The sequence below is a fragment of the Kribbella sp. NPDC048928 genome (genome assembly GCF_043197975.1).
Taxonomy (GTDB): Bacteria; Actinomycetota; Actinomycetes; order Propionibacteriales; family Kribbellaceae; genus Kribbella.
Genome location: NZ_JBICUC010000001.1, coordinates 596,608 through 612,181, shown reverse-complemented (window position 1 = coordinate 612,181; position 15,574 = coordinate 596,608). Strand labels below are relative to the sequence as shown.

Annotated in this window: 19 protein-coding genes and 1 pseudogene; 8 read left to right on the top strand and 12 right to left on the bottom strand. The window is 67.2% G+C overall.

What is annotated here, in order from left to right:
* Nucleotides 1-130 precede the first annotated feature (130 nt).
* Both ACGFI6_RS02880 and ACGFI6_RS02875 read left to right on the top strand, forming a co-directional pair.
* Nucleotides 131-307, top strand: a complete 177-nt coding sequence (locus tag ACGFI6_RS02880; RefSeq protein WP_393114856.1) for a hypothetical protein — start codon at nt 131-133, stop codon at nt 305-307.
* Between the two features lie 93 nt (nt 308-400).
* Complete coding sequence (locus tag ACGFI6_RS02875; RefSeq protein ID WP_393114855.1) at nt 401-751, top strand: FCD domain-containing protein; 351 nt, start codon at nt 401-403, stop codon at nt 749-751.
* Nucleotides 752-864: 113 nt separating this feature from the next.
* Here ACGFI6_RS02875 and ACGFI6_RS02870 read toward each other — a convergent pair whose 3' ends face one another.
* A complete protein-coding gene (locus tag ACGFI6_RS02870; protein WP_393114854.1) occupies nt 865-1,398 on the bottom strand; it encodes a DUF305 domain-containing protein in 534 nt (177 codons plus the stop codon).
* A 349-nt stretch (nt 1,399-1,747) separates the two neighbouring features.
* Nucleotides 1,748-1,960: pseudogene (locus ACGFI6_RS02865) on the bottom strand (DUF6632 domain-containing protein); the annotation flags it as partial.
* 19 nt (nt 1,961-1,979) lie between these two features.
* Here ACGFI6_RS02865 and ACGFI6_RS02860 point away from each other — a divergent pair.
* Nucleotides 1,980-2,177 carry a hypothetical protein gene (locus ACGFI6_RS02860; protein WP_393114852.1) on the top strand — a complete coding sequence of 66 codons (198 nt, stop codon included), beginning with the start codon at nt 1,980-1,982 and terminating at the stop codon, nt 2,175-2,177.
* 92 nt (nt 2,178-2,269) lie between these two features.
* On the opposite strand, the gene ACGFI6_RS02855 is transcribed toward ACGFI6_RS02860, so the two are convergent.
* The 6 genes from ACGFI6_RS02855 to ACGFI6_RS02830 form a co-directional block, all read right to left on the bottom strand.
* On the bottom strand, nt 2,270-2,803 hold the full coding sequence (locus ACGFI6_RS02855) for a vitamin K epoxide reductase family protein (RefSeq protein ID WP_393114851.1): 534 nt from the start codon (nt 2,801-2,803) through the stop codon (nt 2,270-2,272).
* 2 nt (nt 2,804-2,805) lie between these two features.
* Nucleotides 2,806-4,617: a glycoside hydrolase family 15 protein gene (locus ACGFI6_RS02850; RefSeq protein WP_393114849.1), complete on the bottom strand. Its 1,812-nt coding sequence runs from the start codon at nt 4,615-4,617 to the stop codon at nt 2,806-2,808.
* A 7-nt stretch (nt 4,618-4,624) separates the two neighbouring features.
* Entirely contained in the window at nt 4,625-5,641 is a 1,017-nt protein-coding gene (locus tag ACGFI6_RS02845; protein ID WP_393114848.1) for an SDR family oxidoreductase, read from the bottom strand.
* A 178-nt stretch (nt 5,642-5,819) separates the two neighbouring features.
* Nucleotides 5,820-6,296 carry a MarR family winged helix-turn-helix transcriptional regulator gene (locus ACGFI6_RS02840; protein ID WP_393114846.1) on the bottom strand — a complete coding sequence of 159 codons (477 nt, stop codon included), beginning with the start codon at nt 6,294-6,296 and terminating at the stop codon, nt 5,820-5,822.
* A gap of 507 nt (nt 6,297-6,803) precedes the next feature.
* Nucleotides 6,804-7,421 (bottom strand): GAF and ANTAR domain-containing protein, encoded by a 618-nt coding sequence (locus tag ACGFI6_RS02835; protein WP_393114845.1) that lies wholly within the window; start codon nt 7,419-7,421, stop codon nt 6,804-6,806.
* Nucleotides 7,422-7,659: 238 nt separating this feature from the next.
* Nucleotides 7,660-7,785 (bottom strand): hypothetical protein, encoded by a 126-nt coding sequence (locus tag ACGFI6_RS02830; RefSeq protein WP_393114844.1) that lies wholly within the window; start codon nt 7,783-7,785, stop codon nt 7,660-7,662.
* Nucleotides 7,786-7,988: 203 nt separating this feature from the next.
* On the opposite strand from ACGFI6_RS02830, the gene ACGFI6_RS02825 reads away from it, so the two are divergent.
* Nucleotides 7,989-9,161 carry an alcohol dehydrogenase catalytic domain-containing protein gene (locus tag ACGFI6_RS02825; RefSeq protein ID WP_393114843.1) on the top strand — a complete coding sequence of 391 codons (1,173 nt, stop codon included), beginning with the start codon at nt 7,989-7,991 and terminating at the stop codon, nt 9,159-9,161.
* Nucleotides 9,162-9,200: 39 nt separating this feature from the next.
* Complete coding sequence (locus ACGFI6_RS02820) at nt 9,201-10,295, top strand: YbdK family carboxylate-amine ligase (protein ID WP_393114842.1); 1,095 nt, start codon at nt 9,201-9,203, stop codon at nt 10,293-10,295.
* Here ACGFI6_RS02820 and ACGFI6_RS02815 read toward each other — a convergent pair.
* Entirely contained in the window at nt 10,232-10,480 is a 249-nt protein-coding gene (locus ACGFI6_RS02815; protein WP_393114841.1) for a CDGSH iron-sulfur domain-containing protein, read from the bottom strand. The two genes, ACGFI6_RS02820 and ACGFI6_RS02815, sit on opposite strands and share 64 nt — an antisense overlap.
* Nucleotides 10,481-10,541: 61 nt before the next feature.
* Between ACGFI6_RS02815 and ACGFI6_RS02810 the strand changes: the two genes are divergently transcribed.
* Complete coding sequence (locus ACGFI6_RS02810; RefSeq protein WP_393114840.1) at nt 10,542-11,528, top strand: iron-containing redox enzyme family protein; 987 nt, start codon at nt 10,542-10,544, stop codon at nt 11,526-11,528.
* A gap of 527 nt (nt 11,529-12,055) precedes the next feature.
* On the opposite strand, the gene ACGFI6_RS02805 is transcribed toward ACGFI6_RS02810, so the two are convergent.
* The 3 genes from ACGFI6_RS02805 to ACGFI6_RS02795 form a co-directional block, all read right to left on the bottom strand.
* Entirely contained in the window at nt 12,056-12,226 is a 171-nt protein-coding gene (locus ACGFI6_RS02805; RefSeq protein WP_393114839.1) for a hypothetical protein, read from the bottom strand.
* An 88-nt stretch (nt 12,227-12,314) separates the two neighbouring features.
* Nucleotides 12,315-12,533 carry a hypothetical protein gene (locus tag ACGFI6_RS02800; RefSeq protein WP_393114838.1) on the bottom strand — a complete coding sequence of 73 codons (219 nt, stop codon included), beginning with the start codon at nt 12,531-12,533 and terminating at the stop codon, nt 12,315-12,317.
* Between the two features lie 315 nt (nt 12,534-12,848).
* Complete coding sequence (locus tag ACGFI6_RS02795) at nt 12,849-13,451, bottom strand: flavodoxin family protein (protein ID WP_393114837.1); 603 nt, start codon at nt 13,449-13,451, stop codon at nt 12,849-12,851.
* Between the two features lie 147 nt (nt 13,452-13,598).
* Between ACGFI6_RS02795 and ACGFI6_RS02790 the strand changes: the two genes are divergently transcribed.
* Both ACGFI6_RS02790 and ACGFI6_RS02785 read left to right on the top strand, forming a co-directional pair.
* On the top strand, nt 13,599-14,075 hold the full coding sequence (locus ACGFI6_RS02790; RefSeq protein WP_393114836.1) for a DUF6328 family protein: 477 nt from the start codon (nt 13,599-13,601) through the stop codon (nt 14,073-14,075).
* Nucleotides 14,076-14,270: 195 nt separating this feature from the next.
* Complete coding sequence (locus ACGFI6_RS02785; protein ID WP_393114835.1) at nt 14,271-15,572, top strand: cytochrome P450; 1,302 nt, start codon at nt 14,271-14,273, stop codon at nt 15,570-15,572.
* Nucleotides 15,573-15,574: the final 2 nt, after the last annotated feature.

Here is a 15,574-nt window from a genome sequence, read left to right as displayed (position 1 = left end):
CGGACCGTAGCAGCATCAGCCCATGACTGTGCTGGATCCGTACCAGCAGGTCGTGGCTGCCCGTCCGAGCGGCGATGTCCTCCGCTGCTTCGAAGATCTGGGAGGCGTCCTTCGTGTACGAGGCGTCTAGATGTTCGACGGCCTGTTGTGTCCGTCCGGCGGTGCGATGATGGACGCCCAGCATCTGAAGCGCTCGCGACTCAGCGGTTCGGTCTTCCATGTCCCGGAAGAGTGTCAACGCCGCTTCCAGATAGTCGCCGGCGTCGGCGGCTGTGGCGCGTCGAAGGAGCACTGTGCCGAGCTCTAGAAGGACCAGGGCTTCAAGAGTCCGGTCGCTCGTGCGCCGTGCGACGTCCAACACGGCACGGCCTTCGGTCTCCGCTTCGAGCGGGCGGCCCGTTTGCCTGTAGAGGCAGCTGAGGTTCTCGCCCGGGAGGCTATCGAGGGTCTGGTGGGCCGGCTCGCCGCCGAGCAGCCCACCGACGAACAGCTCACTGAGCTCGAGGCCGTGCAGACCGAAATGACCGCAGTGCTGGACCGTGGCGCGTACGACGAGTTGGTCCAGCTGAACGCCGACTTCCACCGCCGCCTCGCCGACGCCAGCGGCTACCAGGTCCTGGGCGACCTGACTGAGCTGCTGCCGACGATCCGCCGCTACCGGATAGTCGCCCCGATCGACGAGCCGAGCTGGCACAGCGTCGTCCGCGAACGCGACGAGATCCTCGAGAACCCGAACCCTGACCCACCCTGACGACCCCCACGACTCGTCCCAGCCCGCGGACAGCCGGTATTCCGCGCCCACGATCATCCGTCGAGCCGGCGGCCGCTCGAAGCTGGTTGTCATCGACAACGGCTGCTGGTCGATCAACAACTCCGCCAATCACGTGACTCCAGAGCGTGATGGTGCGTCCGTGCTGTCGGGTCGTGCGTTGGCCGACCTGACTCGTGACCAGGTCGTCGATCTGATAGTCGATCTGGTCGTGCGGTCGGGCGAGATCGTCGGGCTGTACGGTCTTGGCCATGGTGACCGCGCCCCTGGTGGTGCTCGATCATCATCTGGGCCCACATGCGGTCGAACATCGCGCCATCGGCGTTGCCGAGGTCGGACATCTCGTCCTCGCTCATCAGGCCGGGCATCTCGTGCGTGCCGCGGTCGCCGTGCGACGGTGTCGGGACGGGCTTGCCCCAGTTGGTGAGCCGGCCCGACAGGGTATTGATCTCCGGGTCCTGGGCGGCTTTGATCGCGGTGGCGAGCTTCTTCACCTCCGGTGTGGTCGCGTGGTGGCCGGCCATGTTGGCCATCTGGACGGCCTGCTGGTGGTGGGTGGGATGGGCGGCAGTGAGGGTGCGCCGAGCGAGAGCGACCATGAGCGCGAGCAGGAGCGCGGCCAGCAGCAACCTGACGCACATCGCCCATCGCGTACAGATGCCCGTCGGTGCTTGACTCAACTGTCACCGCCGGCCTCGGCGCATCAAATGGGCTGCGGTGGGGCTCGAGGCCGCCTCGCTGCTGGCGGCGCTCATCGAGTCCGTTGCTGCGGTTGCCGTCGGCTCGCGATGGCTGGTTGATGTCGCGGGGGAACCGAGTTCGTGAGCCGACCCGGCGGCTGGGCTTCCCATGGCCATGGCGGCGTGTTCCCGCGGCGAGCCGTCCCGGGTCGGTGCGTGCCTCCAGCCGACATGGCGCGAACGCTGCGAGTGCTGCGGCAGCGATCAGCAAGGCTGGCACATCACCAATCAGGTGCCCCCAGCCGGGTTCGCTGCTGATCGCGCTGGCGGCCATTACGGCGGCGTGAGCCGCGCTCGACCAGACGGTGAACCACACCAGTGCCAGGTGCTCGGGCGGGTGGCGGGAGGCGCGGATCAGGAAGATCCCGAGGACGGCGTAGATGACCGCGATCATTTGCTCGTAGCCGGGATGGTGCGGCTGCCACCGGAAGCCGACCGGCCACAGATGGATCAGCGGATAGACCCCGGCGATGAAGCTGGCCCCGACGATCCTGAGCGTTATCCGCAGCCGCCGTTCTCCAGGGCGGGAAGATCCCGGCCCTCGACTGAATCGCGATGACGAAGCCGGGGTCGGCTATCGGCAAGCTCTCGAGTTGACCAGTAATGAGGCCGAGCAGGCAGTCCTGACCGAACGTCTCGCAAACCTCGATCAGCAGGGAGGACGCTAGCCGGCACCCGTAGCCAAATCCGATCAACCATCCGTGGCCTGCGGCGGTGAACGCGTCCGAGTAGAGCACCGGTTGGCTCGGTTGCGAGCTCCCTACTGTTGTGAGGGGTCGGCAGGTTTGCGTGGTCGCGTGTGCCGGCCTGGCGACGGATTGTTGATTGTGTTGGCGTCTTGTTTGAGGGTGCGTGCGGCGGCGAGGGCTTCGGGGGCGACGAGGTAGGCGATGATCAGGGAGATGGCGGCTGAGCAGAGGCACAGGGTGCAGAAGGCTCCGACGACGAGGGCTTGGAGCGCGATGAGCCCGAGGGCGGCCAGGCCGAGGCCGGCGGCGATGAGTCCTGCTGCGGCGGCGATCCAGGGGTTGTCGCGCCACCGGTTCGTGCCTCCGAGGGATTCCAGGATGGCTTCGAGCAGGTAGGCGACGGCGCCGAGTGAGGCGTCGGGGATCGGTAGCGCCTCCGAGACCGAGGAGGTCAGGACTTGCCGGCTTCCGTCGCCGAAGACCGGGTCCCAGATCGAGTCCAGGACTCCGACCTGGAACAGAGTCAGGACTGTCGCGATGGCAAAACCCACCAGGGACAGCACGATGACCGGGATGCGATGGCGGGCTGAGGAATTGTCGGTCATGGTCACCGGCTTCCGGAGGGGCGGGCTCGGCGGTGGCTGGGTCCTTGGGCGGAGTGCAGGTCGAGGGCGGTGTTGATGACGCTCAGGTGGGTGAGGGCTTGGGGGAAGTTGCCGACGAGCCGGTGTTGTTCGGTGTCGTACTCCTCCGACAGCAGGCCCAGGTCGTTGCTGAGGTCAAGGACCCGCTCGAAGATCTTGCGGCCTTGGGCTTTGCGACCGGTAAGCAGGTAAGCGTCGGCGAGCCACAAGGAACAGGGCAGGAAGGACGCATCGCCGGGCGGAAGTCCGTCGACCTGTTCGGACTTCTTGGTTGTGCTGTAACGGCTGACGAAACCGTCGTGAGTCAATTCGTCGGCGATGGCGTCGACGGTGCCGCGGTAGCGTTTGTCGGTGCCGGGCAGGAATCCGACCGATCCCATCAGTAGTACGGAAGCGTCGAGCGAGCGTGAGCCGTAGTACTGGGTGAAGGTGTTCCGGCCGGAGTCGTAGCCTTTGTCGCAGACCTCGTCGTGGATCGTCTCGCGGAGGCGTTTCCAGTCGTCGACGGGGCCGGCGAGACCGAAGTCCTCGACGCCGCGGACGGCTCGGTCGACCGCCGCCCAGGCCATGATCTTGGAGTGGACAAAGTGGTGGCGGCCGCCGCGCATCTCCCAGATGCCGTCGTCGGGGTCGCTCCAGTGTCCCTCGAGGAAGTCGAGGAGCTCCTGCTGAACCTCCCAGGCGGATTCCTCCGGTGGTATTCCGTGGACGCGCGCCTGGTGCAAGGCGTCCATCAGCTCGCCGTAGACATCGAGTTGGAACTGTTCGGAGGCGGCGTTTCCGACGCGGACGGGCTGGGAATTGGCGTAGCCGGGTAGCCAGTCGAGTTCGTACTCAGAGAGGTGTCGTTCGCCTTCGACGCCGTACATGAGCTGCATCTGCTCGGGGCGCCCGGCCAGCGCGCGGAGCAGCCATTCGCGCCAGGCTTTCGCCTCGTTCTCGTAGCCGGCACCGAGCAGCGCGAGGAGGGTGAAGGTGGCGTCGCGGATCCAGCAGTACCTGTAGTCCCAGTTCCGTACGCCACCTAGTTGTTCTGGCAGTGAGGTGGTGGGAGCGGCGACGATCCCTCCGCTGGGGTGGTAGGTCATCGCCTTGAGAGTGATCAGCGAGCGTACGACGGCGTCGCGGTAGCGGCCGTCGTAGCGGCACTGGGAGGCCCAGTTGTGCCACCAGCGCTCGGTGCGCTTGATTGCTCTGCCGACATCGACGTGCTTCGGGGGCCGGTCACGCGGTGCGGACCAGGTGAGCCGGAGCTCGGCGTGATCGCCCTCAGCGAGCTCGAACTGTGCGACCAGGTCGCCGTGATCGCGGTGATGCTCGACGTCGGAGTCCAGAGTCAACCTGTCCGGGCCGGCCAGCGCTGTACAACGGCGTCCGGTATCGCGGATCCAGGGTGCAACGTTGCCGTAGTCGAGACGGATGACTACCTCGCTGCGGATCGTGACCCGCCCGGACAGGCACTCGACACGGCGGTACACGTCGGGCCGTTCGCCGGTGACCGGCATGCAATCGGTGACGCGGACGGTGCCGTCGGCCGTGGCGAAGTCGGTCTCGAGCACCAGAGAGTCGCCCCGGTACCGGCGATCGGTGGCCCGATGGTCGCCGGCCGGTGCCAGCAGCCACCGTCCATGGCGTTCGTCGCCCAGCAGCGCGGCGAAGCAGGCACCGGAGTCGAAGCGGGGCACGCAGAGCCAGTCGATCGATCCGTCATAGCCGACCAGCGCCGCGGTGTGAGTGTCGCCGATCAGCCCGTAGTCCTCCAGCTGCAGAGGCATCGCGGCCTCACTTGGTCCGTGACCGTGACGCCACGATGCTTCCGGCGACCGCGGCGGCGCCCGCGCCGAGCAAGCCGAGCAGACCGTGATGCCGGGAAGCCCACACTTGATAACTGCGGGTGGTCGATCGGCTGTCGAAAACGCCGTGGGCGCCGTAGTCGTAACCGTCCTTGCCGTCGGCCGGTTCCCACAGGTTGGCAGCCTCGTGTGGGTCGAACTGGTCGACCTGCTGCGACTTGTAACCGGTGCGGGCGAGGTACCGATCCAGGATGCCGGGAGCGAACTTGTTCGCGATCAAGGTGGCCGCTGTCGGACCGCCGACCCAGTACTCGCGACGCTTCGGATGATCCGCGGCGTACACGACGGCGCCGGCGGCGACCTCGGGCTGGAAGATCGGCGGTACGGGTTGTGGGTGCTTCGGCAGCCGGGAAAGGACCCAGGAGAACTGGGGCGTGTTCACCGCCGGCATCTGCACCATCGTGACGTGCACGTTCGACTTGTCGTGCAGCAGCTCGCAGCGCAGAGAGTCGTGGAATCCCTGGACGGCGTGTTTGGCCCCGCAGTACGCCGATTGCAGCGGGATCCCACGGTAGGCCAGCGCCGACCCGACCTGCACGATCGCGCCGTGATCGCGAGGCTTCATCCGGTCGAGCGCTACCCGCGTGCCGTACACGTAGCCCAGGTACGTCACCTCGGTGGCGCGCTTGTATTCCTTGGGGTCGATCTGGGTGAAGGGTGCGAAAATGGTGGTGAAGGCAACGTTGGCCCAGACATCAATCGGGCCGAGTTCGTTCTCGATGCGTTGCGCAGCGCGTTCGACCTGGTCGTAGTCGGCCAGATCGAGTGGGATCGCCAGTGGCGTACCGCCCGCGGCTTCGACCTCCTTCGCGGCCCCGGCCAAGCCCTTCTCTCCACGGGCCAGCAGCGCCACCTTGGCTCCGCGCCGTGCGAACGCGATCGCGCTCGCACGCCCGATGCCTCCACTGGCCCCGGTCACAACGACAGTCTGCTGCTTGCCCGTCACACTGTTTCACCCCTACCGATCTATAGACATTTGACTGGGCGCGCTCCGTGGATCGGCCGTGGTGCAGCCCTTGCGCCCGTCTACACCTTGCGGTGCCCATCGACCGTTCGGCCTATTCGTGTGGTAGTTGTGAAGTGCTAAAAGTACATATAGGACAACTGATAGCCAGCTGAGCGGATCAGTGGCGATCCGGTTTGAGAGCGGCGGACGCAGCGGTGTCGAAGGACGCCAGGCCGTGGATCAGCGCCTGACGCCGATCGGGTGGCATAGCGTCCAGTACGTCGCTGATCTCGCGCTGGCGTCCACGCCGCAGACTGCCGAGTTGGCGGCGGCCCTTGGCTGACACGACCAGTTCGACTTGTCGGCGATCGGTTTCCGGCGTACGTCGCAACATCAGGCCGTCGTCGACGAGTTTGGTGACCAGACGACTCGCTGACGGCTTGGACAGATCAAGTAGCCCGGCAACGTCGCCGAGATTCAGCGGGCCGTGCTGCTCGACGGCCAGCAGTACCCGCAACTGCAGTACTGACAACTGCCGCGACGCCGACAGAGCCTTCAGAGTGAGCTCGAACAATGCCAGCGAAGCCTGCTCGACGGCTGCAGCGTCGCTTGCCCTGCTGCCGTCGCTGGTGCGGGACTTGTTTGTCTCGATCACCACTCCATAGTAGTTGTCAAAAAACAACAATTAAAAGAAGTGAATCAGATCTGGCGTGTTGGCCGGCAATTCGGGTACCGCGAACGACAGGGGGCAACTGCCCGGCACAGGACCGAGGCAAGGCAATTCGCGCCCGGTAGATCCTCGAGGGCTCCATTGCCGGTGTCCGCGGTTAGTTCGGGTTGTGTTCGAGGGCTCGTGCGGGTGGGCGGTAGTGATGGTGTCTGGGGCGAAGCCGTGTGATGTGTCGGCGTACCAGGTGAGGAAGCCGATGGTCGCGCCGGCGGTGGTCAGGCGTGAGCTGAGTACGCGTGCGGACGCCGAGTTCGGTCAGCGAGCGGTTCCAGGCGGGCCAGCGGGGTTCGTCGGCGGTGTCTTCGACCAGGATCTCGCCGCCTCGTTCCGGGTGTTCGCCCTGGATGGCCGGACCGTTCGTTCGATCGACCAGCGCAGCGGTACCCAGGCAGGGGCGCGCCAAACTCACCGCACCGTCCGAACCTGCGGACCTCAGCGGTCTGGAAGGTGGCGGCTGTTGATCAAGCTCTGGGCTACCTCGCGGAGTTTGATGTTGCTGTCCTGGGAGTAGCGCTTGAGGACCTGGAAGGCTCGGTCGCTGTCCAGGTCGTAGCGCTCCATCAGGATTCCCATCGCCTGACCGATCAGCTTCCGGGCATCGACCGCGACGCGCAGGTTCTCCTCGCGCCGGGCGGTCGCCAGCGCGACAGTGGCATGCCGGGCGAGGATGTGCGCGACGGCCTCGTCGTCGGGCCCGAACGCGTTGTCGCGCTTGCTGTACAGGCCGAGAACACCGACGGCGTCGGCAGTGGTCCACAGCGGTACGTCGAGCACGCTGCGTACGCCGAGTCTGAGAACTTCTTCGGCCCAGCGCGGCCACCGTGCATCGTGGGCGACGTCGGGAACGCTGATGGTTGTCCGGCCGTCCATGCAGACCACCAGAGGACCGACGCCGGTCGCGAGCTGGAACGAGTAGATCCCGGCGACCACCGGATCGGTGACGGCAGGGATGTCTGGCCGGCCGCCGATGGCGCGGAGCGCCACCCCTGCGTAATCGCAGGTCAGCGCGTGCAGCGCGAAGTCGACCACGGCTTGGACAGTCTCTTCCACACTGGACGCCTGGTGCATTTCAAGGGCCAGGCGCGAAAAGGCATCACCTGTCACGCCGGGCCCGCTGCGCCGCGGCTCGGTGACCGGGGCCTGGACTGGATTGCTCGGTGCCATCTGGGGCTTGGTCTGCCTGTGTTGTCCCAGCCGGTGCGGCGCTTGGTTGTGCCGGTGCTGGTGCCAGTCAAGAGTACTCCGGGCCGCCTGAGAGACCGTCGCGAATCGCGACTTGTATGAAGGATCAAGCGGTCAGTTGGTGAGTGCTCTCCGCAGTCGCTGTCAGCGGGCCCGCGTCACCGTCGCAGATCTGCGCCGCGAACTCGGTCCGGCCGGTCGCAGGCTCCAGCTCGTGGGGCGCCGTGCTCATGAAAGCGCTCCAACCGAAACACCGCGAGCCCGGCGAAGCCACATCTTGGACCTCTCGCCCGCGATATATCGCACGTTACGCGGACGAGGTTGCCGACTCAAGCCCGGCCTGCGCAGCCAACCGCCGAGATGGGTTCGAGTAGCGCCGTGGCGTGCGGGTACCGAGCGCCCTGACCGGAGACAAATGACTGCGGTGGAGGACTCGTGAAGGCGTTGACGTGGCAGGGTAGACGGAAGATTGAGTACGCCGACGTACCGGACCCCCGGATCCAGGAGCCGACGGATGCGATCGTCAGGGTGACCTCGACGGGAATCTGTGGCTCCGACCTGCACCTGTACGAGGTGCTCACGCCGTTCTTGGACGCCGGCGACGTGCTGGGGCACGAGGCGATGGGCATCGTGGAGGAGACCGGTACTGCGGTCCCAGGGCTCAAACCGGGCGACCGGGTCGTCGTACCGTTCAACATCGCCTGTGGCAGCTGCTTCATGTGCGTCCAGGGGCTGCAGACGCAGTGCGAGACGACTCAGGTCCGCGATCAGGGGATGGGTGCGGCGCTGTTCGGCTACACGAAGCTGTACGGGCAGGTTCCGGGCGGGCAGGCGGAGTACGTTCGGGTGCCGCAAGCTCAGTACGGCCCGATCAAGGTGTCGGAGGGTCCGCCGGACGACCGGTTCGTCTACTTGTCCGACGTGCTTCCGACGGCCTGGCAGGCGGTCGAGTACGCCGGGATTCCGGACGGTGGGACCGTGGTCGTCCTCGGCCTCGGACCGATCGGTGACATGGCCTGCCGGATCGCGCTGCACCGGGGCCACCGGGTGCTCGGTGTGGACCTGGTGCCCGAACGGTTGCAGCGGGCCCGGGGGTGCGGTGTCGAGACGCTCGAGTACGGCGACGGCCTCACCGACCGGATCCGGGATCTCACCGATGGCCGTGGGCCGGACTCGGTGATCGATGCCGTCGGCATGGAAGCTCACGGTTCGCCGGTCGCGAGGCTGGGTCAGCAGGCCGCGGGGCTCCTTCCGGCTGCCGTTCAGCGCGCCTTCGTGCAGAAGGCCGGCGTGGACCGGCTCGCGGCTCTGCAGGCCTCGGTGGAGATCGTTCGCCGCGGGGGCACCATCTCCCTGGTTGGTGTGTACGGCGGCGCAGCGGACCCGTTGCCGCTGCTGACGATGTTCGACAAGCAGGTCCAGCTGCGGATGGGCCAGGCGAACGTACGTCGATGGAGCGACCAGATCCTCCCGCTGCTGACGGACGACGATCCTTTGCAGGTCGACAGCTTCGCGACCCATCGGCTGCCGTTGCCGGACGGCCCGGCTGCGTACGAGATGTTCCAGCACAAGCGCGACGGTGCCGTCAAGGTTCTCCTCCAACCCTGAGCCGATCCTGCCGGGGAAAGCAGAGAGTAGGTGGTTGGGGTGACCGACATTGACTTCCTGTCCGCCGACCGTCTCCGGTCGGTGTTCTCCGGGACGACGGCGGGCACTGTCGGCCTCGAAGAGGAGCTGCTCGTGGTGCACCGCGACAGCTGGCTGCCCGCGAGTGCGGCCGGCCTCGTACGGATGGTCGACGACGTGCGGATCAAGCCCGAACTGCCCGCCTGCCAGCTCGAGATCGCGACCGCGGTGCACAAGGACCCGGTCGCGGCCGTCGCGGAGCTGCGCCGATGCCGCGCTTTGCTGGCGGCCGCGTGCGACCCTGGCCTGGCGCTGATCGCCGCACCGGTGCACCCGCTGGTAGACGGACCCGTGGAGTTGTCGGCGACGGCGCGAGCGGCCGGCCTCGGCACCCGGTACCACGAGGTGATCCAACGCCAGTTGGTCTCGTCGTTGCAGATCCATCTGGCCTTCGGTGACGCGGACTCCACTCTGGCCGTTTACCACGCGTTGCGGGACCTGCTTCCGGAGCTGGCGGCGCTGGCTGGTGCCGCACCCTTCCGCGCTGGCCGGGACAGCGGTCTGTGCTCGGTGCGCCCGGTGATCGCGGCGCAGCTGCCACGTCAAGGAGTGCCGCCGATCATTGCGTCCTGGGAACAGTTCGCGGAGGACCTGGCGTGGGCCGTTCGCGGGCGAGCCGTGGACGATCCGTCGGAGTGGTGGTGGGAGCTCCGCCCACATCTGCTGTACGGGACGCTCGAGCTCCGCGTGCTCGACGTACAGGCGACGACGGAGCGGACGAGCGCGATCGTGCGGTTCGTCTACGCGCTTGCTGCGCGGCTCACGGAGCTGCATCGGCGCGGTGGCCTTCCGGCCCCGGCACCGTCCTGGCGGATCGCGGAGAATCGTTGGTCCGCTCTACGGGACGGGGTTCGGGGCGACCTTCTCGACCTGCGGAGCGGCGCTGTCCGCCGCACCCGGCAATGCCTGCATGAGCTCATCGACGGCGCGGAGGAGTACGCCCCGGGCGGGCTGGACGACGTACGTGTACTGGTCGAGGATCCGCCCGTGGATCACCTTCGAGCGCTCGGCGCGGAGCGAGTTGCGCCCTGGCTTGCGGAGGTCTTCGCCGGATGAGGGTGCGGCCGGTTGACGGGCAGGGTGTGGGTGCCGTCGCACAACGGCGGGATAGCGGTGCGGCCGCAGCGGCACAGGGCGACAGTACGGCGTGACGCCGGAATCGGGTCGCCGTTCTCGTCGAGGAGTTCGAACTCGCCGCGAACGAGGAGCGGGCCGTCCGGGTAGGCGCGGATCTCGGTCATTCTCCTTCGGTACCCACGGGTGAACGGAGCTACGAGGGTGGATCTGGGGTACCGGAGTGGCATGCAGCTACCACCGCCACGGGGTCCGCTCAGCCAGTGGTTGCGCGATCGTCTGACGCACAGCAACCACGGCGCGCCGCATCCCGAGGTCCAGGCGTCCTGCCGGCCGTACATCGATGGGGATCTGCAGTTGGCGTTGTGGATCGCCAACGAACTGCAGTACCGGGGATTCGACGAGATAGACCCTGCGTACCAATGGGATCCCGACGTCATCGCCTTCCGCTCGCGGCTCGAGGAACCGTGGCTCGCCTGGCTGGAGGCGAACTGCCGCGTCGTTCCGGACAAGCGGCCGGTCGCAGTACAGCTCCGCGCGATCATCGACGGTTCCGACGGTCCGCGCCTCGCGCCGTACCTGCGTCGGCATGCGACCCGCGCGCAGTTCAGCGAGTTCGTGCTGAACCGCTCGGTGTACCAGCTCAAGGAGGCCGACCCGCACAGCTTCGGCATCCCGCGCCTCAGCGGTGCGGCCAAGGCCGCGCTGGTCGAGATCGAGGCCGACGAGTACGGTGGCGGCCGGCGCGAGCGGATGCACTCAGAGCTGTTCCGGACGACGATGCGGTGGCTGGGGCTGAACGACGATTACGGTCACTACGTTCCCGACGTACCGGCCGTCACTTTGGCGGTGTCGAACGTGATGTCAGTGTTCGCGCTGCACAGTCGCTGGACCGCCGCGCTCATCGGTCATCTTGCCGCGCTCGAGATGACGTCGACCTTGCCGAACCGGCAGTACGCGACGGGAGCCACCCGACTGGGTGCCTCGGAGGAGCAGGCGCGCTACTTCACCGAGCACATCGAGGCCGATGCGGTCCACGAGCAGATCGCGGCGCACGACCTGTGCGGCTCCTACGTACAGGAGCATCCGGATGCGCTCGGCGACGTACTGTTCGGCGCACGCAGCGCGCTGGCCGTCGACGACCTCTTCGCCGGGCAGTTGCTGGCGGGGTGGATCGACCCGTCAGTACGGCAGCCTTCGCTCGAGCGTGCATAAGCCGCCCGGCAAGCGGGTACCGCGTGAGCACGATCTCGACCCGGGAGGCGCCGACGGCGGCCTGTGAGGTGAGCAGCTGCGAGTACCACGGAGCGTTCGCCGTCCGGAGGACCGGCGCGAACGCGGTGAGCGATCGTCGCGGGTGCTGTGCTGCTCAAGTTCCCTGGGGGCTGCTGCTCTCGGCGTACTGGCTCTGCTGCTGGTGGCATCGCCGCGCGCGATCGGTTGGTACGGCGAACGACTCGCCGGGAGCCGAAATGAACAGATGCCGCAGTCGACTGGCAGTACGGACCAGCTGTGCCGTGACTGGCTGGCCAGCTACGCGGCGTTGAACAGCGCACCGATGAACGAGGCCCGGCTCCGAGTGGTGATGGCCCGGCAGCGATGTCTGGACGAGCTGGAGCGGCGAGATCCGGTTGGCCTCCAAGCGTGGCGGGCATCGTCAGCTAGTGCCGGCAGCAATCCGCACCGCTTCCTGTCAGCTATCGTACTGCCCTCCTGCACCGGCTTCCCTAGTCTGCGGGGCCTTACCGGCTGGGTGTTGTGTCGCGGGGGAGTTGCTCGTCGGGGTCCTCGTCGGGATCGGGTTCCGGGTCCGGGGTCGTGGTGTCCGGATCGTCGTCCGGCGTACCGGGAACGACGCGATCCGGGTCTCCGAGCGGAGGAATCGGCCCCTGCGGTGTAGGAATCGTGCTCATGGCTGTCTCCCTCATTCCATCAGATGCCGGGCACGTCGCTCCGCGCCGGTCTCCTCGGTGGTGCTGTCGGCCGGGGCGTCGGCCTCGTTCAGTTTGCGGCGGCTTTTCCGCCTTTGCGTCCGGCCTTCTTCTTTTGCGCGGTGGTGCCGCCCTGGTCGGCGTCGCCGCCCTTGCCGCTCTGTTCGCCTCCGTGCTGGCTCGCCTTCGGTGAGTTTGCGATCCTGGCGGCGCGTTCCTTGGACATTCCTTTGTCCTTGAGCGCCTCGTACTGCTTCTCGTTCTTGACGTTCGACGACTTGCCGGGCATCAGAACCTCCTGAGTCTGCTGTACGCGATCTCCCCCGGCCGGTTCCCCGTGGGTGGTGCACAAAACCCCTCACACAGCCGCCTGGTTCGGGGTACCGACGGATCAGGCAGGTCCATGCGAAGGCCACGAGATGGCTGCGGATGTCGGCCGAGGAGGCGGAGGCGTATGCCGTACTGGACATTGACGGGACGCTGATCGACTCGAACTACCATCATGCGCTGGCCTGGTATCGGGCGCTGCGCTCGGTGGGGGGAGACGCGAACACGTCCTCGACGCTCGCTGGGATCAGGCAGTCGTTCTCACTCATGCGTCACCTCATCCGGGAGCAGGAACCGGGTTTTCGGCCAGGGCCTTGGCGACCGCGACCAGATTCGCGGCCATCGTTCGGCCCGTCTTGGCCGACCAGTCGTGGCCCTCGGCGGTGTCGGTGTAGCTCGGGCCGGGGCCGGGGCCCTTGTTCCAGTACGTCCAGGCCTGGCCGGGGACCGTGTAGCCGATGTCGCCGAGCCCGCCGCTGATCTCGGAGATGACGTGGTGCGCGCCGTCTTCGTTGCCTGTGACAACGACTCCGGCGACCCTGTTGTACGCGACCGGCCGGTCGTCGTCATCGGTCTCGCTCAGCATCGCGTCCATCCGCTCGAGCATCCGTTGGGCGACCGACGACGGCCGGGCTACCCAAGTCGGCGTCGCGACCACCAGGATCTCGCTGCGCAGGAGCTTCTCGTGCACCGACGGCCACTCGTCGCCGGATCCCTCGTCAGTGCTGACGCCGGGGCTGATCGTCAGGTCGACCAGTCGGACCTGTTCGACCTCGACTTTCTCGCGCCGGAGTGCGTCGACGACGACCGCGGCCAGTTGATCGGTGTTCGATGGTTCCGGCGACGGCTTCAATGTGCAGTTCAGGACCAGTGCCCGCATACCTGTCTCCTCCTCGGTCGACCGATCCGGTGCCCGGTCGCGCACGCTGCAATCACCGGGCAATCACCGGGCAATCACTGGGCTGTCAGGTGCCCGGCGTGTCTGGTGGGGTACTGGGTGGCCGAGGCGCGACGAAAGGCAGGCACCATGGACCCGCTCCCGTACGAGCGCGACGGGGAAACCTCCGGCGAGCGCCTCGACCGGCACTGGAGCGAGCTGCTGCAGGAGCTGCGGCTGGTGCAGACCGGAACGCAGATCCTCTTCGCGTTTCTGCTCGGGATCGCGTTCCAGAACCAGTTCCACACCACTGACGGCTTCACCCACGCCGTCTACGCGGTCACGCTGATCACCGCCGCGCTCGCGGTCGCCCTGTTCCTCGCGCCCGTGGCGTTCCACCGGTTCCTCTACCAGCAGGGCCTGCGGGACCGGCTGGTCACGATCTCGGACCATCTGGCTCGCGTCGGTATGGGGTTCCTGGTCGTCTCGATCTCGGGCGGGCTGCTGATCGCGCTGGACGTCGTACTCCCGCGCGGCGCTGCCGTCGCGGTGGTTGCCGGCGTACTGATGTGGTTCCTGATGTTCTGGCTGGCGATCCCCGCGTACGTCCGGCACAAACACCGATGATGATCATCGCGATGCCCCACAGCTTCGCGCCGCGGAACAGCGAAGCGATTCCGGAGATCACCGGACGGATTGATGGACCCCGAAATGTGGCCCGGTCCCAGCAGGTCATGTCCCCGTTCCGGCATTTCCAGCGCCCGGCCGGTTTTCCGGCAAACCCGGTGGTTTCGGAACGGACGCTGCGGACACTTGTGATTCATGCCGAATCTGCTGCCTTTTGCTTCCGTGCTGGACACCGGAAGGATCGTGCGGGACATTCTGGGTCCTGTCGTCGCCCAGGGTCCGATCCTTCGCAGACCTCGGATCGGCACGCTGGCGGAGAGGTTGCACGCCGACGACCGGGCGTTGCGTTGTTTTCGTCGGCTGCGGCGCAAGTACGGCGACGGGCCGGTCCTGATCCGGCTGCCCGGCCGTACGATCGCGATCGTCCTAGCCGGTGACGATGTACACCGGTTGCTCGCCGAGACGCCGGAGCCGTTCTCGGCCGCGGCCGGTGAGAAGATCGGCGCCCTGACCCACTTCCAGCCGCACGCGGTCCTCATCACCACCTCGGCACTGCGCCCTGCGCGCCGCGAACTGAACGAGCATGCACTCGACAGTCACCAGCCCGTGCATCATCACGGTCACCGGTTCGTCGAGGTGGTCCGCGAGGAGTTCGACGGCCTGCACGCGACGCTCGGCTGGGACGACTTCCGCGCCCACTGGTCACGGGTCGTGCGACGTGTCGTGCTCGGCGACTCGGCCCGTGACGACGTCGAGCTGACCGCCCGGCTCGATCGGCTCCGCGCGGACGCGAACTGGGCCCAGTTCGGCCCGAACCGCGACGAGCTGCGCAGCCGGTTCCTGGCCGCGATCACGCAGTACGTCGAGAAGGCCGAACCGGGGAGTCTCGTCGCGATGCTGGACCGCGGGCCCGAAGCATTGGATCCGGCCGGTCAGGTGCCGCATTGGCTGTTCGCGTTCGACGCTGCCGGCATCGCGCTGTGGCGGCTCTTCGCGGTCCTCGGAACGCACCCGGAACAGCTCGAGCCGATCGTCGCCGAGGCACTGCACCCGGAAGCCTCACCGCTCCTTGCGCACGCCGGTGCCGCGGTGCAGGAGTCGTTGCGCTTATGGCCGACGACGCTCGTCGTACTGCGACAGGCGCACGAGCCGACACTCTGGCGGGACCAGGTCGCGCCGGCCGGCACCGAGTTCGCGATCATCAGCTCGGTCTTCCATCGCGACGACGAGGAACTCGACTTCGCCCATCGTTTCGAACCGGGCGCCTGGCTGGACGGTCGCACTGACGGGCCGTGGCCGATCATTCCGTTCAGCGACGGCGCAGCCGTGTGCCCCGGGCGGAACGTCGTCCTGCTCACCACCAGCACAGCCGTCAGTCACGTTGCGACGAAGTACGACATCGACGTCGACCCCACCACCCGCGCCAAACTGACGGGCCCGATGCCCACCACCCTCAACCACGCAGACATCCGCATCGGCTTCTGGCCCCGCAGCTGACC

What these genes read in the sequence shown, in the direction of transcription:
- ACGFI6_RS02880 (WP_393114856.1), top strand. Translation starts at nt 131, where the DNA reads ATGTTCGACGGCCTGTTGTGTCCGTCCGGCGGTGCGATGATGGACGCC.
- ACGFI6_RS02860 (WP_393114852.1), top strand. Translation starts at nt 1,980, where the DNA reads ATGAAGCTGGCCCCGACGATCCTGAGCGTTATCCGCAGCCGCCGTTCT.
- ACGFI6_RS02855 (WP_393114851.1), bottom strand. Translation starts at nt 2,803, where the DNA reads ATGACCGACAATTCCTCAGCCCGCCATCGCATCCCGGTCATCGTGCTG.
- ACGFI6_RS02850 (WP_393114849.1), bottom strand. Translation starts at nt 4,617, where the DNA reads ATGCCTCTGCAGCTGGAGGACTACGGGCTGATCGGCGACACTCACACC.
- ACGFI6_RS02830 (WP_393114844.1), bottom strand. Translation starts at nt 7,785, where the DNA reads ATGAGCACGGCGCCCCACGAGCTGGAGCCTGCGACCGGCCGGACCGAG.
- ACGFI6_RS02815 (WP_393114841.1), bottom strand. Translation starts at nt 10,480, where the DNA reads ATGACCGAGATCCGCGCCTACCCGGACGGCCCGCTCCTCGTTCGCGGC.
- ACGFI6_RS02810 (WP_393114840.1), top strand. Translation starts at nt 10,542, where the DNA reads ATGCAGCTACCACCGCCACGGGGTCCGCTCAGCCAGTGGTTGCGCGAT.
- ACGFI6_RS02805 (WP_393114839.1), bottom strand. Translation starts at nt 12,226, where the DNA reads ATGAGCACGATTCCTACACCGCAGGGGCCGATTCCTCCGCTCGGAGAC.
- ACGFI6_RS02800 (WP_393114838.1), bottom strand. Translation starts at nt 12,533, where the DNA reads ATGCCCGGCAAGTCGTCGAACGTCAAGAACGAGAAGCAGTACGAGGCG.
- ACGFI6_RS02795 (WP_393114837.1), bottom strand. Translation starts at nt 13,451, where the DNA reads ATGCGGGCACTGGTCCTGAACTGCACATTGAAGCCGTCGCCGGAACCA.
- ACGFI6_RS02790 (WP_393114836.1), top strand. Translation starts at nt 13,599, where the DNA reads ATGGACCCGCTCCCGTACGAGCGCGACGGGGAAACCTCCGGCGAGCGC.
- ACGFI6_RS02785 (WP_393114835.1), top strand. Translation starts at nt 14,271, where the DNA reads ATGCCGAATCTGCTGCCTTTTGCTTCCGTGCTGGACACCGGAAGGATC.